This is a genomic window from Parahoeflea olei, from assembly GCF_001703635.1.
In the GTDB taxonomy this organism is placed as follows: domain Bacteria; phylum Pseudomonadota; class Alphaproteobacteria; order Rhizobiales; family Rhizobiaceae; genus Hoeflea; species Hoeflea olei.
The window spans coordinates 68,822-88,731 of record NZ_LQZT01000049.1; the positions used below are offsets into that span (position 1 = coordinate 68,822).

The 19,910-nt window shown below is 67.4% G+C and carries 19 protein-coding genes; 10 read left to right on the top strand and 9 right to left on the bottom strand.

Annotated features, from left to right (window positions below):
* The first annotated feature begins 77 nt into the window (after window positions 1-77).
* The 3 genes from AWJ14_RS20180 to AWJ14_RS20190 all read left to right on the top strand — a co-directional run bounded on the left by AWJ14_RS20180 (window position 78) and on the right by AWJ14_RS20190 (window position 2,299).
* Window positions 78-500, top strand: a complete 423-nt coding sequence (locus AWJ14_RS20180; RefSeq protein WP_066183798.1) for a Ros/MucR family transcriptional regulator — start codon at window positions 78-80, stop codon at window positions 498-500.
* A 385-nt stretch (window positions 501-885) separates the two neighbouring features.
* Window positions 886-1,488, top strand: coding sequence for a helix-turn-helix domain-containing protein (locus AWJ14_RS22305; protein ID WP_139112719.1), 603 nt, complete (start codon window positions 886-888; stop codon window positions 1,486-1,488).
* Window positions 1,475-2,299 (top strand): DUF6456 domain-containing protein, encoded by an 825-nt coding sequence (locus AWJ14_RS20190; RefSeq protein ID WP_066183806.1) that lies wholly within the window; start codon window positions 1,475-1,477, stop codon window positions 2,297-2,299. The genes AWJ14_RS22305 and AWJ14_RS20190 overlap by 14 nt, the downstream gene beginning before the upstream one ends.
* Here the strand turns inward: AWJ14_RS20190 and AWJ14_RS20195 are convergent.
* Together AWJ14_RS20195 and AWJ14_RS20200 are read right to left on the bottom strand one after the other, a co-directional pair.
* A complete protein-coding gene (locus tag AWJ14_RS20195) occupies window positions 2,262-2,690 on the bottom strand; it encodes a SufE family protein (protein WP_066183808.1) in 429 nt (142 codons plus the stop codon). The genes AWJ14_RS20190 and AWJ14_RS20195 overlap by 38 nt on opposite strands.
* A 286-nt stretch (window positions 2,691-2,976) precedes the next feature.
* Window positions 2,977-3,351: a DUF5330 domain-containing protein gene (locus tag AWJ14_RS20200; RefSeq protein ID WP_139112720.1), complete on the bottom strand. Its 375-nt coding sequence runs from the start codon at window positions 3,349-3,351 to the stop codon at window positions 2,977-2,979.
* Between the two features lie 449 nt (window positions 3,352-3,800).
* On the opposite strand from AWJ14_RS20200, the gene AWJ14_RS20205 reads away from it, so the two are divergent.
* Genes AWJ14_RS20205 through AWJ14_RS20215 form a run of 3 tightly spaced genes read left to right on the top strand, consistent with a single transcriptional unit; the run spans window position 3,801 to window position 6,988 of the window.
* Complete coding sequence (locus AWJ14_RS20205) at window positions 3,801-5,669, top strand: sensor histidine kinase (protein ID WP_245304389.1); 1,869 nt, start codon at window positions 3,801-3,803, stop codon at window positions 5,667-5,669.
* A complete protein-coding gene (locus AWJ14_RS20210; RefSeq protein ID WP_171904914.1) occupies window positions 5,644-6,639 on the top strand; it encodes a peptidoglycan-binding domain-containing protein in 996 nt (331 codons plus the stop codon). The genes AWJ14_RS20205 and AWJ14_RS20210 overlap by 26 nt, the downstream gene beginning before the upstream one ends.
* Window positions 6,640-6,646: 7 nt before the next feature.
* A complete protein-coding gene (locus AWJ14_RS20215; protein WP_066183817.1) occupies window positions 6,647-6,988 on the top strand; it encodes a DUF1491 family protein in 342 nt (113 codons plus the stop codon).
* Window positions 6,989-7,090: 102 nt separating this feature from the next.
* Here the strand turns inward: AWJ14_RS20215 and AWJ14_RS20220 are convergent, their stop codons facing one another.
* The 3 genes from AWJ14_RS20220 to AWJ14_RS20230 all read right to left on the bottom strand — a co-directional run bounded on the left by AWJ14_RS20220 (window position 7,091) and on the right by AWJ14_RS20230 (window position 10,883).
* A complete protein-coding gene (locus AWJ14_RS20220) occupies window positions 7,091-7,468 on the bottom strand; it encodes a response regulator (protein ID WP_066183820.1) in 378 nt (125 codons plus the stop codon).
* Window positions 7,440-9,383, bottom strand: coding sequence for a sensor histidine kinase (locus AWJ14_RS20225; RefSeq protein WP_139112721.1), 1,944 nt, complete (start codon window positions 9,381-9,383; stop codon window positions 7,440-7,442). The genes AWJ14_RS20220 and AWJ14_RS20225 overlap by 29 nt, the downstream gene beginning before the upstream one ends.
* A gap of 255 nt (window positions 9,384-9,638) precedes the next feature.
* Complete coding sequence (locus tag AWJ14_RS20230; protein ID WP_139112722.1) at window positions 9,639-10,883, bottom strand: hypothetical protein; 1,245 nt, start codon at window positions 10,881-10,883, stop codon at window positions 9,639-9,641.
* A 529-nt stretch (window positions 10,884-11,412) separates the two neighbouring features.
* On the opposite strand from AWJ14_RS20230, the gene AWJ14_RS20235 reads away from it, so the two are divergent.
* Window positions 11,413-11,685 carry a hypothetical protein gene (locus AWJ14_RS20235; RefSeq protein WP_139112723.1) on the top strand — a complete coding sequence of 91 codons (273 nt, stop codon included), beginning with the start codon at window positions 11,413-11,415 and terminating at the stop codon, window positions 11,683-11,685.
* A gap of 94 nt (window positions 11,686-11,779) precedes the next feature.
* On the opposite strand, the gene AWJ14_RS20240 is transcribed toward AWJ14_RS20235, so the two are convergent.
* The 4 genes from AWJ14_RS20240 to AWJ14_RS20255 form a co-directional block, all read right to left on the bottom strand.
* Window positions 11,780-13,057 (bottom strand): NAD(P)/FAD-dependent oxidoreductase, encoded by a 1,278-nt coding sequence (locus AWJ14_RS20240; protein ID WP_066183830.1) that lies wholly within the window; start codon window positions 13,055-13,057, stop codon window positions 11,780-11,782.
* Between the two features lie 268 nt (window positions 13,058-13,325).
* Window positions 13,326-13,880: a DUF1254 domain-containing protein gene (locus AWJ14_RS20245; protein ID WP_066183832.1), complete on the bottom strand. Its 555-nt coding sequence runs from the start codon at window positions 13,878-13,880 to the stop codon at window positions 13,326-13,328.
* The gene (locus AWJ14_RS20250) at window positions 13,873-14,460 is read right to left on the bottom strand and encodes a DUF1214 domain-containing protein (protein ID WP_066183835.1); all 588 of its coding nucleotides are present in this window, start codon (window positions 14,458-14,460) and stop codon (window positions 13,873-13,875) included. Before AWJ14_RS20250 ends, AWJ14_RS20245 begins: the two co-directional genes overlap by 8 nt.
* A gap of 282 nt (window positions 14,461-14,742) precedes the next feature.
* Complete coding sequence (locus tag AWJ14_RS20255; RefSeq protein ID WP_066183837.1) at window positions 14,743-16,983, bottom strand: transglycosylase domain-containing protein; 2,241 nt, start codon at window positions 16,981-16,983, stop codon at window positions 14,743-14,745.
* Between the two features lie 134 nt (window positions 16,984-17,117).
* Here AWJ14_RS20255 and AWJ14_RS20260 point away from each other — a divergent pair, with 134 nt between their 5' ends.
* The 3 genes from AWJ14_RS20260 (at window position 17,118) to AWJ14_RS20275 (ending at window position 19,166) form a co-directional block, all read left to right on the top strand.
* On the top strand, window positions 17,118-17,570 hold the full coding sequence (locus tag AWJ14_RS20260) for a YcgN family cysteine cluster protein (RefSeq protein ID WP_066183840.1): 453 nt from the start codon (window positions 17,118-17,120) through the stop codon (window positions 17,568-17,570).
* Window positions 17,571-17,927: 357 nt separating this feature from the next.
* A complete protein-coding gene (locus AWJ14_RS20270; protein WP_066183845.1) occupies window positions 17,928-18,089 on the top strand; it encodes a DUF1328 domain-containing protein in 162 nt (53 codons plus the stop codon).
* 417 nt (window positions 18,090-18,506) lie between these two features.
* Window positions 18,507-19,166: a hypothetical protein gene (locus AWJ14_RS20275; protein ID WP_139112724.1), complete on the top strand. Its 660-nt coding sequence runs from the start codon at window positions 18,507-18,509 to the stop codon at window positions 19,164-19,166.
* Window positions 19,167-19,910: the final 744 nt, after the last annotated feature.

Below are 19,910 nucleotides of genomic sequence, written 5' to 3' on the forward strand. Positions count from 1 at the left end.
GAGCATCGGTGCATTTGCAAGCCGATGATCCGCCCCCCTCTGGTAGTCTGTTTGATTGAAAACGTTAGGACCCGACTATGACTGAAACACAGAAGGACAATGGCGCCGAGTTGTTGATAGAGCTGACAGCTGAAATTGTTGCCGCTTATGTAAGCAACAACTCGGTGGCAGCGAATGATCTACCCAACGTGATTTCCCAGGTGCACATGGCGCTTGGCGGAGCCACGACTCCCACCGAGGAAGTCGCCGAAAAACCCAAGCCCGCCGTGCCGGTGCGTCGCTCGATCCAGAACGACTATCTGATCTGCCTCGAAGACGGCCAGAAGTTCAAGTCGCTCAAGCGCCACCTGATGACCCATTACGGCCTGACCCCCGAGCAGTACCGCGAGAAGTGGGAACTGCCTGCCGATTACCCGATGGTCGCCCCCGCCTATGCCGAAGCCCGTTCGCGGCTCGCCAAGGAAATGGGCCTCGGCCAGAAGCGCAAGCGCCGCGCCTGAGGCCGCTGCGGGAGGTTCTGGCACACGAGAGGATCCGGACGTCGCCATGACGCCCGGGGTGGCAGGATCGCCCTGATGATGTCCGCGGCGCGCAGATGCACGCCGCCGAGGAGAAACAACCGTGGCTCCGGCCACGGTTTTTTTATGCGCGCAAGCGCGTCCGTGGCGAAGGCGGGGTGGCCGGCCTCAGCGGCTGCGGCGCGACCGCACCTGGAGGCATCACGGGCAAGCGCGCAAATTTCGAGGAAAAAATTCCTTGTAAAATGCCCGTCAAGGGCTGAAAAACGAGCGAAAACAACGATAGGATGTAGCCCGACGCTGGCTGCACGTCCCCGATATCTGCATATCATGTAAGAAAATATTCCTATTAACGGAGATTTTCATCATGACGGATCATCACGGACACACAGTCATTTCCAGAAGAGCCGCGCGGCCAGAGGCGCGGGACACGGACCGGGGCGTGCCGGGTGGCGACGTCAGCCTCTCGGCCGTGTCTGGCGACCAGGATGCGCCGCTCGCCGCGATTGCTGAAGGACTGGCGGTATCGGGCCAGGCCGCGGCCGCCGCGGCGGCAGGCGTCGGCGCGGGGGCAGCGGATGATGTGCGGGGCAGGGCCGGGCGCCGCCGCGGCGAAATCCCGGCGGGGCGCGCCCATCCGGTCGATGTCCTGCGCTGCCGCATCGTCTGGCGGCTCGTCACCGAACTCTTCGCCATGGCCGGCGAGCGTGATCTGCTGCCGCGCCTGGCGGCTCGCCGGCGGCCCTGCCACACCCGCCAGATCGCGATCTATCTGTCGCATGTGGTGCTCTCGGTTCCCTACCGCACCATTGCCGAGGCCTTTGCCCGGGACCGGTCGACCGTGATGCATGCCTGCGCGGTGGTCGAGGACCGGCGCGACGACGGTGCCTATGACCGCTTCGTCGAGCGTTGCGAGCGCTGCGTCGCCGCGGTGTTTCAGCCTTTCGGGGGCGATCATGCGGAGCGCTGAGCCGCGCGCCGCCCGCAAGGCGCTGGCGGGACTGCTGCGTTTCCTCGGCCGCGACGGGGCGAGCGGGCCGGCGCCCGCGGACGCCGCTGGCCGAATCACGCTCCTGCGCGAGGACGGGGCAAGCCGCCCGCTCGACAGCGCGTTGCTGAGGGCGGCGCTGGCGCGCGGGCTGGCGGCGGACGGCCCGGCGCAACCGGGCGAGGCGCGGGGCGGAGCGGTGCGCCTTTACCGGACGACGCCGGAGGGGCGGGCGGCGCTGCGGCGCTGGCTTGCCGACCCCGAGAGCGCCTTTCAGGACCAGCACCGCAGCCTCGCCGCCGCCTCGGATCCGGATCTCGGAGCGTTGACCGTCAATCTTGCCGAATCCCCGCTTGCGGCGCTCGCGCGACTGCGAGGCAAGGGCGGGGAGCCTTTTCTCTCGCCGGCCGAGGTCGCGGCGGGCGAGCGCTTGCGGGTCGATTTCACCCGTGCCGGCATGCTGCCGGGCCTCGGCCAGCGCTGGGAGCCGGTGCGCGCGCAGCGTCAGCCGGGCGGGGCGGGCGGTGTGGCCGAACTCACCGATGCCGCCCTGCAGGCCCGGCAGAGGACCCTTGCGGCGCTCGCCGCGGTCGGTCCGGAGCTTTCGGGCGTGCTTCTCGACCTATGCTGCTTCCTGAAGGGGCTCGCCGATGTCGAGCGCGAGCGGCAATGGCCCGCGCGCTCGGCCAAGCTGATGTTGCGCACCGCACTGGCAGCACTTGCCCGGCACTACGAGGCGCCGCGCCGGCGCGACCTCAGGCCGCGGAGCGCGCCTCCGCCGCATGCGCCTTGATGCGCGCCACCATCGAGCGCAGGCCGTTGGCGCGCTGCGTCGAGAGATGTTCGGCCAGCCCCAGCCGCGCCATCAGCTCCACCTCGTCGAGGCTTTCGACGGCGGACGCCTTCTGGCCCGAGGTTGCCGCCAGCACGATCGCCACCAGCCCGCGCACGATATGGGCGTCGGATTCGCCGCGGAAGATCATCACCGGATCGCCGGGGTCGCCGGGCGCGGTTTCGGCGACCAGCCAGACCTGGCTTGCGCAGCCGCGGACCTTGTTGGCGTCGGTGCGCTCTTCCTCGGGCATCTCCGGCAGCGCCTTGCCGATCTCGATGACGTAGCGGTAGCGGTCTTCCCAGTCGTCCAGATATTCGAAGTCGTCGATGATGGTCTTGAGGTCGTTCATGCCGTTTTCCCGTGACTGACCCGTCATATAGGCCAATTCGTCCGGCTGTGCACCCCGGATCGGCGCGTTTGACGGAGAGACGGGGGCGGCGCGATAAAAAACGCCGCCGGGAGGAAGGGCAGGTCCCGGCGGCGGCGCATCGAGTGCGGCTTGAGGTGGCAGTGACAGGCATCATGGCATGAATGGCGTCATGGCATGATGGCATCGATGGCGGATCCTTCGCCTCGTCACGCCGGCTGTCGCACCGGCGGTGGAGGCAGGGCGGGTCCGGACCCTGAAGGCGTGTCTACTCGGTCTGCGTGGCGGTGTGCGTGGCGGGCAGGGACCCGGTGACGAGGTCCCGGTCGCCGCCGGCCACTTCCGTCATCGCAGCCGTGTCGGAGTCGGAGAACTGGGAATCAAGGAACTGATAGGCGATGCGCGCGCCTTCGCGGGCACGGATGCCGAGGGCCGCGAAGGTCTCGGAGCCGGTCGCGCAGACATCTGGCTTGCGCACGCAGATCTGGCGGATGTCCTCGAAGGCTTCGACGGCCGCGGCCACGCTCTGGCCGACTTCCAGCGGCGGCGCCTTGTCGAGCGCCTCCTTCGAGCCCGAATCCAAAAACGGCAAGGTGATCAACACCAGCGAGAACCAGAAACTTCCCTTGATCAGAAACCACATGATCGTGCCCTTCCTGTTGCCCGCCATCTTTGGGCGGGGGTGTCCGGGTTGTCCCGAACTTGACAGGCATCATGCTCGCCAAACTTCAAGGCCGATTTGAAGCGGAGACGCGGTTTTGAGACAAATTTGTCGAAAATTTTAGCGATTCGCCCCGTGCCCGGATTTGCCCGGGCGGCCAGACGGCCCGCCCCCCGGTTCGCCCGCCTGTCGCGGGACCTGCGGCGCGGCGGAATCGGCGGATTTGCGGGTGTGCGGCGGCAGGCCGGGCCCTGCCTGCGGGGCGGGAAAGCACTGGTTAACCATGTTCGCCAAAGCCCGGCGCCCGGCCCTGCCGCAGGGGCGGATTCGACCGGTTTCGGACCTGCTCCGGCCCCCGGCTTATCCTTTCCTTAAGTCGCCACTGGCAGACTCGGTTCAACCAAAAGACTGCGGCGTGTCTGGATTCGGCAGTGACTGATGTGAGTGCATTTATCGACAAAATGAGGCTTGCCGGAAGGCAGACGGCCGAGTCCTGGCTGGGCGATCCGGCTGCGGCGCAGGCCGAGGCCGCCGGCTGCCACGCGGCGCGGGTGAGCGCGATGTCCGCCTGCCTGTCCGGCGTGCTGCTGGCGCCGCTGCTCGCGGGTCCCGTGCTGCTGACTGCCTTTGCCTGGTCGCATGCCATTGCCGGTGCGCTTGCCGCCGCCGCGCTGCCGCTGGCGCTTGCCGGCGTGATCGCCTCCGGCGGTTCGCCGCGGCAGGCGGGCCGTCTCGCACTTTTCGCCGTGGCCGTTGCGCTGGGCGCGCTGGCGCTGGCGAGCGGTGGCCTTGCCTCGCCTTTCCTGCCGCTTCTGGCGCTGCTCCCGCTTGAGGCCGCGGTGCGGAGCCGGCGCCCGGAAGGTCTTGCCGAAGGGGTTGCGGCCGCGCTGCTTGCGCTCGCGGGCGTCGCGCTGGCGCCATCTTTGTTTCCTGCGTATCCGGCGCCCGAAGGCGGGCTGATCGCCGCCGGGCTGTCGCTTGCGCTCTATGCGCTGATGCGCGGCCTGTCGTTGAGCGTCGAGGTGACGACCCCCGTCGTGACCCCTGTTGTTCCCGCGGAACCTGTGGCCGCATCGGCCGCGCCGGATCTTCTCGATCTGCTGCCGGGGCTCTACACCCGTCATGACGCCCGCGGCGAGGTGCTCAAGATCGCCGGCGCCGACCGGGCCGACTTTGCCGCGCGCATCGGTGACCTGTCGGGCAAGGGCTTCGTCAGCCGCATTCACGTGGCCGACCGGATTGCCTTTGTCGACGCGCTCGATGCGCTGCGCCGCGGCGAGGCCCGCCGCCAGGTCGAGATCCGCTTTGACAGCATCGGCACGGGCACGCAATTCCTCCATGCCGCCGTGTCGTTGATCGCCGAGCGCAGCGGCGACGGCGCGCTCACCGGCGTGCTCGCGCAGACCCGGGACATGTCCGCCGAAATCGCCGGCCGGCAGCATGCCGATGCGGTGGTCGAGGAGGCGGAGACCGCCAATGCCGCCAAGACCCGGTTCCTGGCCGCCGTCAGCCACGAGCTGCGCACCCCGCTCAATGCCATCATCGGCTTTTCCGACATCCTCGCGGGCGAGTATTTCGGCGGCTTCGCCAACGAGCGACAGCGCGAATATGTCCAGCTGATCCACCAGTCGGGCGAACATCTGCTCTCGCTGGTCAACACCATGCTCGACATGTCGAAGATCGATTCGGGCCGCTACGAGGTCTTCGTCGAACCCTTCGCGGTGGGCGAGGTGATCGACAGTTGCGACGCGATGCTGCGGCTGCAGGCTTCGACCCGCGGCGTGACGCTCACCCGCCGGCTGGCCCGGGGCGTGGGCGAGATCGTCGCCGATCGCCGCGCCATGCACCAGATCCTGATCAACCTGGTCGGCAACGCCATCAAGTTCACGGACGCCGGCGGCGTGGTCAATGTCGACGCCGCGGTTGAGAACGGCCGTTTCAAGCTCACCGTCAGCGACACCGGCATCGGCATTCCCTTGGAGAAGCTGGCGACGATCGGCGAACCCTTCGTCCAGGCGCAGAACGGGCTTGCGCGCAATTACGAAGGGACCGGGCTCGGCCTGTCGCTGGTCAAGGGCCTGGTGCACCTGCACGGCGGCAGCTTCAGCATCACCAGCACGGAAGGCGAGGGCACGGTCGTCAGCGTCGAGCTTCCCGCCGACGGATCGGGCGCCAATCATGCGCCGCCGGAGCCGGGGGATGTCGCCGCCATCACCTTCCCGCCGGTGCTTCCGCGGCCGGCCCGAAAAGACCTGGACTCAAGGATTGAAAACAATGCCGAGACAGCACTCAGCGCCTGATGTGTTTGCGGACGAACCCGGCCCCGGTCGCGCGATCCTGCGCGCGCTGGGCGAGATTGTCTCCCGCCATCCTTCGCTTGCCGGCGGTGGCGTGGCCTTCAGCGTCATCTTCGGGTTCGTGGCGGCCAATGCCCTGTGGCACCAGCCCGGCCAGCACCCCGCGCCGATCCTGAAGACGCGCGAGATCGCCGAGCCCGCCACCCCCACCGCGCGCGCCGACCAGCCCGCCCGCAGCACGCCGGGAGCTGCGCTTCCGCTTGCAGACGGCGTGCCCGCGCGCACCGTCACCACGTTCCGGATCGAACGCAGCGACGAGACCCCGACCGCCTCGATCCCGGTTCCGGTGGTCGACCAGGGAACGCCGCCCGCCGCGAGCGCCCCGCGCCCGGCCGCCGATCCGGTGCTGAGCCGGATCCAGACGATCCTGAGCGCGCAGGGGCTTTACAGCGGAGGCATCGACGGCCTGATGGGGCCGAAATCCGCGGCCGCGATCCGCGCCTGGGAAAAGGCCAATGGTTATGTCGAAACCGGCGAGCCGACGCCGGCCTTGCTCAAGGTGATGGACACGCGGCCGACGATCGGCGACCTGATTGAAAGTGCGGCCAAGACGCCGGCGCCGGCCGCAGCCGCGCCCGCCCGGCGCAGCGAGCCGCCGGTCAGCCTCGCGGGCCTGAAAGACGTGCCGGCGCCCGCGCCGCGTCCGCGCGCCACGCCGGCGAGCGCCACGGCCGGCGACACCACCCCGCCCATGGCGGTGCCCGCCGTCGATGTCCCCAGACCCAACGAACTGGTGCGGCGCATCCAGGCGGGCCTTTCCAACATCGCCTATGCCGACATTGCCGTCGACGGGGTCGCCGGCGCCGAAACGCGCGCGGCCATCGGCGCCTTCGAGAAGCACTATCGCCTGCCGGTCACCGGCGAGCCGAACCAGACCGTGCTCGACAAGCTGATCGAGATCGGCGCCCTGTGAGCGCGACGTGAGGCTCAAGGCCGAGGTTTTCGTGGCGGCGCTCACCCGCCGCCTGTTCGCCGAGGGGGCAATGGCCGCCATCGAGCGCCGCGGTGCGGCGGAAGCCGGCGCGATCTTCGTCCGCGTGCGCCATCGCGACGGCACCGAGAGCCTCGCGGCCCCGGCGCCGCAGTCCGTCTTCGAGGACGATCATCCGGTCATGCGCCTGTTCGAGATGCGCAAGACCCGCGTGCCGGAGGCCGAGATCAGCGAAGTCCTGGCCCGTGAAAGGCGCTTCGACCCCGATATCTGGGTGGTCGAAATCGAAACCGACCGGCCGGAAGACTATCTCGACCTCGCGGAAGGCTAGCGCATCCGTAGCCCCGCCGCGCCGTGGGCCTGCAAAAAGATGTGAAATTCCAGATCCTTGGAGGGCCTTTTGTGAGGACAGTTGGCGCATGGCCCGCAAGGCTCAGCCTTCGAGCACCTTCCGCATCAGGTCGAGATGCTCCATCGTCAATGGCTTTTCGAAGTAGTTCCTGACGAAATAATACTCGGCGGCGCGTTTGCGGTCCTGGTCGAGCAACGAACTCGTCAGCATCGCCACCACCGGCACATGATGGTCGAAATCGGCGGCGTAGCGGTCGAGGAATTCGAAGCCGTTCATGATCGGCATGTTGATGTCGAGAATGATCGCGTCGGGCGTCTTCCTGGACAGGATCTCGAGCGCTTCGCGGCCGTTGAAAGCGGCCGTCGTCTCGATCGACGGATCGTATTTGCGGATCGTGTATTCGCAGATGAACTGGTCTGCGTCGTCGTCGTCAACGACCAGGATGTTTCGCATCGGCATCGGTCTCTCCCTGAGGCAATTCGACAGCAAAGCTGCTGCCCTTCTCAAGCGCTTCGTAGGTCACGGTCCCGTTCAGCGCTTCCGTGCTTTTCTTCAGTATATACAGTCCCAACCCGCTTCCGAATGCCCTGTCGGGGTGAAACCGCCTGAACATGCCGAACACCATCGGCCGCGCCTCCGGGGGAATCCCGAGGCCGTTGTCGATGAAGGCGATGCGGACGGTGCCGGAGTGGTGGCGCGTGGAAATCAGCAGCCTTGGCTCCGCTTCGTCGGGATCGCGGTACTTGATGGCGTTCGACAGGAGGCTGGCGATGATCATGCGGAACTTGACCGGCTTGCAGACAAGCCACAAGCCGGGCTCGATGTCGCATTCGATCCGGACCTCGGAAAAGCCTTCGAGATGCGACAGCCCATCCCTGGTCTCGGCGATCACCGCGTCCACCGACAATCGCACCGGGTCTTCCACCAGAAGCCGGCTGCGGGTGACGGCGATGATGTTCTGGATCAGCGCCTCCAGCCGCTCGCTGTTGGTCTCGAGCCGGCGCAGCGTGGCCGACAGCATGTCATGGTCGTCCTTTTCCAGGAGGTCCCGGGCAATCCGCACCAGGCCGAGCGACGAGGCGATCGGCGAGCGCAGGTCATGCGACGTGCGATAGGCGAATTCCTCAAGCTCTCCATTGGCCTCCAGCAGTTGGGCCTCGGCGCGCTTGCGCACGGAAATGTCCCGCACGATGCCGCTGTAGAACACGCCGTTCGCAAGCGAGATGCGTGCGACCGCGAGGTCGAGGGGAAACACCGAACCGTCCTTGCGCAGCCCTTCCATCTCGCGGCCGATGCCGATGATCTTGGCCTCGCCGGTGCGATGGTAATTGGCGATGTAGCTGTCGTGATGATCGCTGTAGTGCCGGGGCATCAGCATCTTGACATTGCGCCCGATCATCTCGTCGCGGCGGTATCCGAACATCTTCTCGCAGGCCGGGTTGACGGACAGGATCGTGCCGCCGGTATCGATTGAGACGATGCCATCGACAGCGTTGTCGATGATGCCTGCGAGTTCCGCCTTGCTCGCGGCCAGCGCGGCCGCCGACCGGCGGTAGCGCTGCGAATACCAGAACGCATAGCCGGCGAGGCTGAGATAGATCAGGCCGGAGACCAGGATCAGCGTGGACAGGGTATGAAGCGTCTGCTGTCCCTCGCCGGGATAGAGTGCGAGGCGCATTTCCTGGGCACGGAATTCGAGATAGGTGAGGGCGAGAACCGCGAGATAGGCGAGGATAGCCGCACCGGCAATCGTGAGCCGGACATGGTTGGCGCTGCGCCCGGCCCCCAGATAGATCAGGCCGCCGCCCAGAAGCAGGAAGCCGAAGCTGGTATGCGGCGACATCCGTGCGGGGCCGAACCAATCATGCGCCCGGTCGATCTGCACGGCATAGCCGAGGAGGGCCACGGTTGCTATGCCGAGGACGATGAAACCGAGGGCAAGCCGCGCCTGGCTCGCATATCTGATCCGGGGAAGGGCGATGCCGATGGCCGAGAGCAGGAAGCACAGCGCCGTGTTGGGCGCCATCCGGCCGGGCGCGCGCGTGCCGACGGCCACGAACGGGGTGTTGAACAAGGTATCGACGCCGACCGTGGCACCGCTGAGATCCTGGTAGAGCGAAAGCGCCGCCACCAGGGCGGTGGCCGCAGTGAGCGCGTAGACAAGGAGCGTCTTGCCATAGGCCGCCAGGATGAAGCTCAGCCCCAGCATCACCAGGCACAGCGCGGTGTTGAACTGCATCGCCAGGATGACCGGCGCCTTCTGGGCCACCTGTTCGAGCCGCAACCACCAAAGGCTGATGACGGTCAGGCCGATCATCACGCAGACAGATCCGATGCCGATTGCCGCCGGGCCTCTGTACAGGTTTCGGTTCACGTCCTCTCCCTGTGATGTGCTGCTGGACGCACCCGGATCCGGGCGCGTCGAACAGCGAACGTGAATGCGGATTAGATAGTTCTAATTCTTTTGGCGCAACCCGTCCGCACAGGTTGTTTTACGTTAAACAACCTGTGCTGAGCCGTAAAATACAGGAGGTTTCAACAGGAATGTCAGAAAACCCGGGGCCGGCATCGCGGTTGTGCTGCGAATCACCTGGCGGAAACGGTGCCGGGCGAAGGCGCCGCGCGGCCGTCAGCCGTGCTTGCGCGCGGCCTTGCCAGAGTCCCTGCCAGAGTCCTTCCCAGCGTCCTTGCCTGCGTCCTGCCGCGGCCGGGTCTGGACCGGGTCGCGGCGAACCGGCTTGCCTTCGGCGAGCGCCGGGACGTGGAGGCTGCCGCCGGTGGTGTAGCGGTCGGCGCGCTGCCAGGCTTGCAGCCGGACAAGGCAGAGTTCCGGATCGAGCCCGGCAACCAGTTCCGCGGCGAGCGTTTTTGGCGCCGCGGGCTCGGCCAGATGCGGAAAGAAGCTTTCCAGCGCCGCGTTGATGGTGGCGACCGGCGCGCCGAGCGCGATCATCGCGGTGGCGAGCTGGCGGCCCGAAAGATCCATCATGATGCGCTCGGCGAGCGGGTAGCTCGCATCCATCGCATCGGCAAGGGCGGTGGCAAACCAGCTTTCCTGGTTCGGCCGGGCGTGGCGCGTGAGCCGGTCGATCCTGGGGTCGGGCAGGGGCGCGGACCGGGACGCGGGTATCGCTCCCTTCTTCGCGCGCGTGCTCGTCGGCCGGTTGAGCGGCTGCGCCGGCGCGCGCATGCCCACGGTCGGGACGGGAAGCCGGGCGGGACGCCGCAGCGCCGGGGTTGCGGGCGCGTCGGCGTCATCGGACGCCGCAGCTGCGCCGCGGCGCACGGGGTCGGTGCGGCCGGCCTTGCGCACCGCAAGGGCGCGCAACTCGGCCCGCAATTGTTCGCTCGGGTCGAGCGGCGGGGCGGCGACCACCGGGCGGCCGGAGGGGCGGCCGTGATCGGCCGGGGGCGCCGACGGGGCCGGAATGGCAGGCGCTGGCGCGACTTCGGGCGCCGGCGCGGCGCCGGGGGCCAGCGACGGATCGGGGATCAGCCCGCGCAGGATCAGGAGCCCGTCCACCGAGGGATCATTGAGGCGCCGGAGCGTCATGATCGCCTGCGGCGAGAGGTCGGAGCGGCGGGCGGCGGCGCGGGCATGCGGCGCACCCCGGCGCAGCACGGCGCGCGCCAGCGTGCTTTCCTTGAGTCGCGGGTAATGGGCGATGAAGGGGGCGGCAATCGCGATCGGTTCGTTGACCAGCATCTCGACCACGTCGTCCGGCACATGCGCGATCCGCGACAGGGTTGCCGAGGCAGTGCGACGCACATCGGGGCTGGCGGCGGCATAGAGCGGCATGAACAGGCGCGAAAACCGCACGAGATCCTGGCGCGACGGGTGCTCGAGACATTCCAGGCCACTGATCGCGGCCATCAGCACCGCATCCTTGCGGCGATGCGGATCAGACCGTTCGAGGTCGCGGAAATTGTCGGACACAGGGCACCTTACTCACACGCAGCGGGACAGGTAGATCAAATTAGATCAAAACCGTTAGCAAAGCGTTAAGCATTTTCCCCGGGTTTCGCAAAGCCAGGCTTTTCAGGGACTTAACGGCGATCAGCGGGGAGGGAGGCGAGACTGCGCCCCGGTGCCTGGAGGGCGCGTTGTGCCGGTTTCTGACGCAACTGCAGGTGGGCTCCCGGGCTTCGTCGAAGCCGGGATGCGGGTCGGGGTCAAGCCCTTGCGCAGGCCAGTGCCACGGGGGGACGGCGAGCGCGGCGGCGCAGTCGGCCCCTGGGTTCCGGCCAGTATTTCCAAGGCTCGCTGCACCAGGCTTAAAAGCAGGGGGGCAAATGGGTCGGGTTTATGTTAGCAACCTGTTAACCAAGACATGGCTTGATGGAAATCAACGAAGGAGACAACTGTCGAGCGTATTTCTTCATCCAGACCATTGGAGACCAATATGGCGACAATACTGACCTTTGACCGTGCGCGGTGCCGGGTTCCGATGCAGTCCCGGAGCAAGGCGGGCACGACCACGGCCCAGATCCTTTTCTTCACCGGCATTCGCCGCGAGCCGCTGAAACTGAGCTACGCGCCACACCCGGAGCGGGCGGACGCGCCGGTCCGCCGCGATCCGGACGGACATCCGCCGCGCCATCCCGAGCCGATGTTCGATGACGGGGTCCCGCAGAAGCCGGGCCGCGCCAAGCGCCGCAATGCCAAGAGCCGATGACCGGGGGTGCGGGCGGCGCTGTTGGGGACGGCGCCGCCCGCGGTCCGGGGGCGGGCATTCGGGCGTAGTGCTGCCGGCGCGGACGCCGGCATTTTCATGATTTCAGCTTGTGCATCGCCAGCATCTTCATGATGGCGTTTTCGTAATAGGTTTCGGTGATGCCCTTGCGCACCTTGCGCAGGAAGTATTTCTCGAAGGCGACCTTGGCGAGATGCACCCACATGCCTTCGCCGGCCCAGTTGACGTTGCGCGGCGGGTTCTGCGGTTGCGCGAGGAACGCCACGCCGCGGTCGCCGAAATCGGCCAGGCAGAAGGCGTTCCAGGTCGCCTGTTCGGTCGGCTCCCCGCCGAGAATGAGCGTCTTGATGTTGCGCGCGGTGGCAAGCACCATGCTCTCGATCATGTAGCCGGTCTTCGGCACGCCGGTCGGCACCGGGGTCTGTTCCAGCGGCGGAATGGCGATCGCCACGCCGATGCCGAAGATGTTGGGGTATTTCGGATTGCGCTGGTGCTTGTCGACGATGACGAAGCCGCGCGGATTGACGAGCCCCTCGATGCCGCGCAGGGCCGCGATGCCGCGGAACGCGGGCAGCAGCATGGCATATTTGAAATCGAGGCTGTGGGCCTTCTTCTCGCTGCCGTCGTCGTTGAGCTCGCGGATATGCATCGTGCCCGGTTCGACCCTGTCGACCATGGCGTTGGTGATCCAGCGCACGCTGCGATCGCGCAGTTCGTGCTCGAGCATGCCCTTGGTGTCGCCGACGCCGCCGAGCCCGAGATGGCCGATATAGGGTTCGGCGGTGACGAAGGTCATCGGCACCCGGTCGCGCAGTTTGCGCGTGCGCAGCTCCTTTTCCAGGATCATCAGATATTCGTAGGCCGGGCCGTAGCAGGAGGCCCCTTGCGCGGCGCCGACGACGATCGGGCCGGGATCGGCGCAGAAGGCCTCGAAGGCGGTATTGGCCTGCTCCGCATGGGCGAGCGTGCAGACCGACTGGGTGTGGCCTTCGGGGCCAAAGCCTTCGATCTCGTCGAAGGCGAGCTCCGGCCCCGTCGCGATCACCAGATAATCGTAATCGACGAGGCGCCCGTCCTCGAGCTCGATGCGGTTGTCCTCCGGACGCAGCTTCTTCGCCGCGCCCAGGACGAAGTCGATGCCGTGCTTGCGCATCAGCGGCGCGAGCTCGACGGTGATGTCCTTCTCCGTGCGCCAGCCCACGCCCACCCAGGGGTTGGAGGGCGTGAAGTGGAAGCTCGGGGTCTTGCTCACGAGCGTGACCTGCTGGCTGCTGCCCAGTTCCGCCTTGAGGTCGTAGACCATGGACACGCCGCCCAGGCCCGCGCCGAGCACAACGATGTTCGCCTTCTTCATGTTGCAGTCCTCCCGTTGCCGGGCCTCTCGGCCCATTCATATAGAATAATCCGAATATAAGGAGAAATACAAGAAACATCCTTGATTGAAATCAAACCGGGATACGCGCCTGCGAAGGACCGGGGCCGGGGCCGCGCGGGTCCGGTCGGGTCGGTTCAATTGGAGGAGGGGCGGAGCGAGAGGGCGTCCGTGCGGAAACGCAGCCCCCAACATCGATTGCCGGCGCGGGGAGGGGGCGAGGGGCTTGCCCGGTCCCGGACTGCGGTTCTCAGGCGGGGTCGAGTTTCAGGGGCGCGCAGAGGGCGCCTGCGAGAAACGCGCGCGCTGCGGGCTCCTGGCTCGGCAGCGGCGCCACCGCGCGCAGCGCCACATAGCCTTGCTCGCGCTGCAGCTCCACCAGCACAGCGCGCTCGAGCGAGGCCGGCATGGCGCGGCGCAGCTGCAGCATCTGCGCCGGCGTGACGAAGGCGATGTCGACATTCTCCCCGATCGAGGAGCGGTCATTCATCGAAAAGGTCTCGTTGGAGGCGGTGTCATAGGCCGCGACGGTCCAGATCGGCACGTCGCCGGTGGCGATGATCCTGACCGGCGCCTCGGTTATGTCGAAATGGCAGACGGCGGTGTGGATATTGGCGTCGTCGTTGAACAGGCCGGTCGGGTTGGGTTCGTTGGCGAGCGCATAGAACACGTTCGGCGCGCCCATTTCCCGCACCCGCGTCCAGGCATCCTTGCCGGTCCACATCGGCAGCGCCAGGACGATGATGATGTGGATGATCGCCGCCCCGACGAGCCCGATCGCGGTTGCCAGCAGCACGCTACGCATCGCGGCACCCGATCCGGCTGATCTTCGGCATGTCGAGATCGACCATCGAGGCGGAGGCGGCGGTGGGCGTGTCGACCATGGTCAGCACGAAGGTGACGGCGGAGGACGTGTCGAGCCGGATCCAGTTGCCGGGCTCGGGCGCGGCGTTGACCCGGATGCTGAACGTGCCGTCGGTGCGGCGCAGCGTGGTCCAGGAATTGAGGCTGTCGGGATAGGAGGGCGGCGACTGCACCGGCGCGCCGCCGGCATCGGCAATCCGCAGCGTCCAGAACCGCGCCGGCGGCGTGGCGCCGGATATCTCGTAGGCGCAGCGCCCCGACAGCAGGAAGCCGTCCTCGTCGGTGCGGGCGGTGAACACCAGGCCCTCGGCGCGGCCGAGCAGGATGCGGCCGTCGCCCGCCCGGTGCGCCCGCGCGAACGGATCGGCGGCGGAGGTCTGCAGGTTGGGATAGGCGCTCCAGGCCCCGAGGTCGATCGAGCCGAAGCCGGAGGTGGCTTTCAGCATCCGCGCAGCCGACCACGTGCCGCCGCCAAAGGCGATCGCCAGCGTGAGCAGAACCAGGGCAGGCAAACGCAACACGGGCGGGCTAGTCCTTCGTCAAGACAGGGGCGCAAAACGGGCCGGGGAAAGCCGACCGACGACGGGCGTGCCGGCGACGGGCGCGCCGGCGGGGGCCGGATGCGGATGGCCGCGGCGCGGGAAAGGCCGGCGCTGGATGGGGGACAGAGCCGGCATCGACGCGCCCGGCCTGACGCGGCCTGTTGTCCCTGGTCTCATCTGCGCTCCCCGCCGGTCCGTGCGCTTGCCGCATGCCGCATCGCCCTGTCCCGAAACGGGACCCCAAAATCGGGTCATGCCATATCACTGTTCGACGGTGATGGGAACAATGCCGGCGGATGATCCCTCGGGCGTTTCGGCGGCGGCAAGGCGGCCGGCCGCGCCGAGCGGCCTGGCGCGCTCGAAGCGTTCGGCGAGCCCGCGCAGGACAGTGGTGGTCTCGCGATTGAGGCTGCGCGGACGCTGCAGTTGCGGCAGCGCATTGCCGTTCGCATCGGTGGCGGCACTTGCCACCAGCGGCCCCGCCTTCGGCTCCGGCAGCGGATTTTCGACGCCGGGAATGGCCCTGAGTTCGATGCCCTGGTGGGCATAGTCCATCACCCGCTTGAAGGTTGCCGCCGGCAGCGAGCCGCCGGTCATGCGGTTCGACGAGGTGTAGTCGTCATTGCCGAACCAGACGGCGGCGGTGAAATTGCCGGTGAAGCCGCAGAACCAGGCGTCGCGATAGGCCTGGGTGGTGCCGGTCTTGCCGCCGGTGAGCACGCCATCGACGGCGGCGCGGCGCGCGGTGCCGACATAGGGCACGCGGGTCAGCATCTGGTTCATGTAGTTGCCGGCCTCTTCCGACAGCACCCGCTCGGCGGGCGGCTCGTCGCGGTCGAAATCGTAGAGCACGTCGCCGGCATAATTGACGATCTGGGTGATGCCGTGCCGGCGCGACTGGTAGCCGCCGGCGGGGAACACCGCATAGGCGGTGGCCTGGTCGAGCACGGTGACTTCCGAGGTGCCGATCGGGATGGTCACGTCGCGGCGGATCGGGGTCTCGACGCCGAATTTCTTGGCCATCGCCATGATCTGGCCGATCGGATCCTCGCCGAGCTTCTCCTTGGCGAGACGCACGGGGATGGTGTTGATCGAGCGCGCCAGCGCGGTCTTGATGTCGATGCGGCCGGAATAGCCGCCGGAATAGTTGCGCGGGTTCCAGTTGCCCCAATGGATCGGCGCGTCGACGATCGGGCTGTCGGGCGTCATGCCTTTTTCCATGGCCAGCGAATAGGTGTAGACCTTGAACGAGGAGCCGGGCTGGCGCAGCGCACGGGTGGCGCGGTTGAACTGGCTTTCGCCGTAGTCGCGGCCGCCGACCATGGCGCGCACGGCGCCGCCGTTCTCGATCAGAACCATCGCCGCCTGGCTCGCCCGGTAGCGCTTGCCGTCCTGCCTGAGGCTGGTCTCGACCGCGGCGTCCGCGGCCTCCTGCATGCCGGGATCGATGGTGGTGCGCACGATCAGCGAATGCTGCTTGAAGCCGGCGGCGATGCGCTTGACCTCGTCGAAAGCCCAGTCGAGGAAATAGTCGGGCGCGTCGTGGTCGCCGCGGTCGATCACGCTTGCGGGATTGCGGCGCGCGCCGATCACCTGGCCCTCGGTCATCAGGTTGCCCTGCACCAGGTTGGACAGGACCTCGTTGGCGCGGGCGCGGGCGGCCGGCAGGTTGATATGTGGGGCATAGCGGGCCGGGGCCTTGAACAGGCCGGCGAGCATCGCCGCTTCCGCGATCGAGACCTCGGTGATGTCCTTGCCGAAATAGAACTGCGCGGCGGCTGCGGCGCCGAACGTGCCGCCGCCCATATAGGCGCGGTCGAGATAGAGCCTGAGGATTTCCTTCTTGGGCAGGTTGGCCTCGAGCCAGAAGGCGAGGAACGCCTCCTTGATCTTGCGCTCGATGGTGCGCTCATTGGTCAGGAACAGGTTCTTGGCGAGCTGCTGGGTGATGGTCGAGCCGCCCTGGACCACGGAATTGGCCTTGACGTTCTCGGTCATGGCGCGCGCCAGGCCCAGGAAATCGATGCCGAAATGGTCGAAGAAGCGGCGGTCCTCGGTCGCCAGCACCGCTTTGACGAAGTGGTCGGGCAACTGGTCGACGGGCACCGAATCCTCGTGGATGATGCCGCGATGGCCGATCTCGTTGCCGTAGCGGTCGAGGAAGGTGACGGCGAAGTCGTCGCGTGCCTGCCAGTTGCCGGAGGTTTCCTCGAATGCCGGCAGCGCCAGCGCCAGAAGCAGCACCATGCCGGCAGTGCCGGCGTTCATGCCCTCGCCGAGCACCTCGAACACCGCCTTCCAGACGCCGCGCGTGCGGAAGCGGCGGAAGAAGATGGTAATCTCCTCCCAGGTTTCGCCGGCACGAAAGCCCGCATTCCAGATCGTGGAGTCGATCCACGAATCGATGCGGAGCAGAATGTTGGACCGCTTGCGCGGCCGCTTCTCCTGATTGAACGGGTCTTGCACGGGTCTCGATCCATTGCGGGCGGGCGCGCCGTCCATGTGTTGAGATGGTGGTGTGGCGTCACCACGGTTTTCGCCCCTGTGGCCTATGCTTTTGGACGATTTTCAGTCAAAGGACAAGTCGCGCGAGCCCGGGCAGGCCCGCCGCAGTGCAAAAAACAAGGACGACAGCCATGGGCGCCAAACCCTTCTGGATCACCAAGCGGCTCGACGAGATGACCGCGCGCGAATGGGAAAGCCTGTGCGACGGCTGCGGCCGCTGCTGCCTGAACAAGCTCGAAGACTGGGACACGGGCGAGATCGCCTGGACCCGGATTGCCTGCCGCCTGCTCGACGGCGAGAGCTGCCGCTGCACCGACTATGCCAACCGCCAGGCCACCGTGCCCGACTGCATCGGTCTGACCCCGGAACAGGTCGAGACCATCCCCTGGCTGCCGCCCACCTGCGGCTACCGGCTGGTGGCGGAGGGCGCCGATCTCTACTGGTGGCATCCGCTGGTTTCGGGCGACCCGGAGACCGTGCACGAGGCCGGCGTGTCGGTGCGGGGGCGGACGGTGAGCGAAGTGGGCATCCCGGTCGAGGAGTTCGAGGACTATCTGGTGGACTGGCCCGGCGAGGAGCCGTGAGTTTCGGTTCGCGGCGGCATCGGCCCGGCCATCAGGGCGAGCGTCACAGGGATCAACGCGACAGCGCTGGATAAAGCGTGCCCATCGCGGCCCGGCAGGTCTCCGATTGGAACGGAGCTCTGACCCGGCGGGCAACCGCGAGGTCCGGTCCGAACCCGGGACCAAGGACGACCCGGCGGGGGACCTGGCGCAGGGCCGCGCCATGGGCATGCTCGTGCCGTGTGGAGCCGGATCGGCCCGCATCATGTCCGCCCGGCCTGATATCGAGCGTTCGGCGCAAGCCTTTTTTCGACCTTGGACGGAACCATTCCGGCGCACGGGCGTTTTGCTCGCGATGTTCAAAAGGAGGCTCTCCCGATGATCCAATGGATCCTGATACTGCTTATCGTCGCGGCCGTTGCAGGCCTTCTCGGCTTCGGCCGCCTGTCGGGCGCCGCCATGACCGGTGCCAAGCTGCTGATCGGCATCGTGCTGGTGCTGTTCCTGCTGGCCGTGCTCGGGATCGTCGCCATCGCCTAGCCTCCCATCTTCCTCCACCCCTTCTTCCACTCAGGCAGAAGCACACCTTGGCCGCCAGAGAGACATCTCCGGCGGTCTTTTTTGTGGGCCTTCCTTGTGCCTGGGACGGCGGACTCTGTTTGGCGGGAAACCGGAGCAAGTGTCTGGAAAGACAGGGCATCCGTGTCTGCGTGAAGGTGCTGGGGATACGCCGCGGATCGGGCGTCAGGGCGCAGTGCGAACGCTGCTTTCAAAAAAATAGGAAAATAATCCTTGACAACGTGACGGTGGTTTGGTAGGGTTATGCCATCGTCACAGTGGTGCGCCTTCGGGGCGCGGTGATTTGGACATTGAACACCTCCGGCTGGCGTCCGCGCATCATCGCGGGCGCTTTTTTGTTGGCCTGCGGGTGGATTTTTCGACGGATGCGAGGGTGCGATGACCGGAAGCTTTGAGGCGGACGGGCGGGCGGGTGTGCCTGCGCCGGCGGGCCCGTGGGGGCCGGAGGCGATGGCGCGCGAGGCCGAGCTGATCGACTGGCTGGTCGACCAGCTGCTCGCGCTCGAGCCGATCGAACACAAGCAGCACCGGGTGGCTGGCACTCGGCTCGCGGGCGGGTCATGCGCGGCGGCTTGTGGGGAACCGGCGGCCCCCGAGGCGGCGACGGACCATGCGGAGGGCCTTGCGCCCGAGGGCGGGGAGCGGGAGAGCCCGAACCCCGAGGCCGCGGACACCGAGGCCGCGGGGCCGGCAGGCGCGGCGGGTGGCGCCGGCTCCGACAGCACCATGCGGATGCTCAGGCAGATGCGCGCCGTGCTCGACCGCGAGGCGGCGCGGCTTGGCATCGACGGCGCCGAGGGCAAGGCGGCGGTCGATCAGGTGGCGCTGATCGCCCGCACGCTCGAAAAGATCGACCAGATGGAACACCAGATCGCGGCGGACCGCGCCGGCGAGACCGCCCGCACGCTCAGCGCCGACGAACGCGCCGAGATGCGCCGCACCGTGCGTCATCTGATCCTCGCCGCCGCCGAACGGCTCGCTGCCGAACGCCTGGCCGCGGCGGAGCACGCCCCGGATGAGGATGCGCCGGTGGAGTGATCGCGAGGGCGGATGTTCTGAGGGACGGCGCGGCGCTGGTCGCACGACGGCCAATTCGGAGGGGGTGGCGGTGGACCCCGGATCAAGTCCGGGGTGACGGAAATTGAAAGTCGGCGGGGTGACGGACATCGAGAAGTGCCGGGGTGTCGGAGATCGAGAGGCGCCCGAGTGACGGAGAATGAGGGGTGCCGGAGTGACGGAGAATGAGGGGTGCCGTTGCGGCGACAGCGGCCTCAGGGACGCGTCACGTATCGATGAGCGTGTTTGACGCGGATGCCTCTGCATCCGTCATGCCGGACTTGGTCCGGCATCCAGGGCGGAACGACGGGTGCCCGGCCCTTTGACCTTGAGGCAGTCGGATTGGCGGTGCGCCCCGTGGCGGCGCGGCGGCCAATTCGGAGGGCGCGGTAGTGGCCGCGCGACGGCCAATTCGGAGGGTGTGGCGGTGGACCCCGGATCAAGTCCGGGGTGACGGATATTGAGAGCTGTCGGGGTGACGGAAATTGAAAGTCGGCGGGGTGACGGACATCGAGAGGTGCCGGGGTGCCGGAGATCGAGAGGCGCCGGAGATCGAGAGGCGCCGGAGTGACGGAGAATGAGGGGTGTCGTTGCGGCGACAGCGGCCTCAGGGACGCGTCGCGTATCGACGAGCGTGTTTGACGCCGATGCCTCTGCACCCGTCATGCCGGACTTGATCCGGCATCCAGGGCGTGACGGGTGCCCGGCCCTTTGACCTTGAGGCGG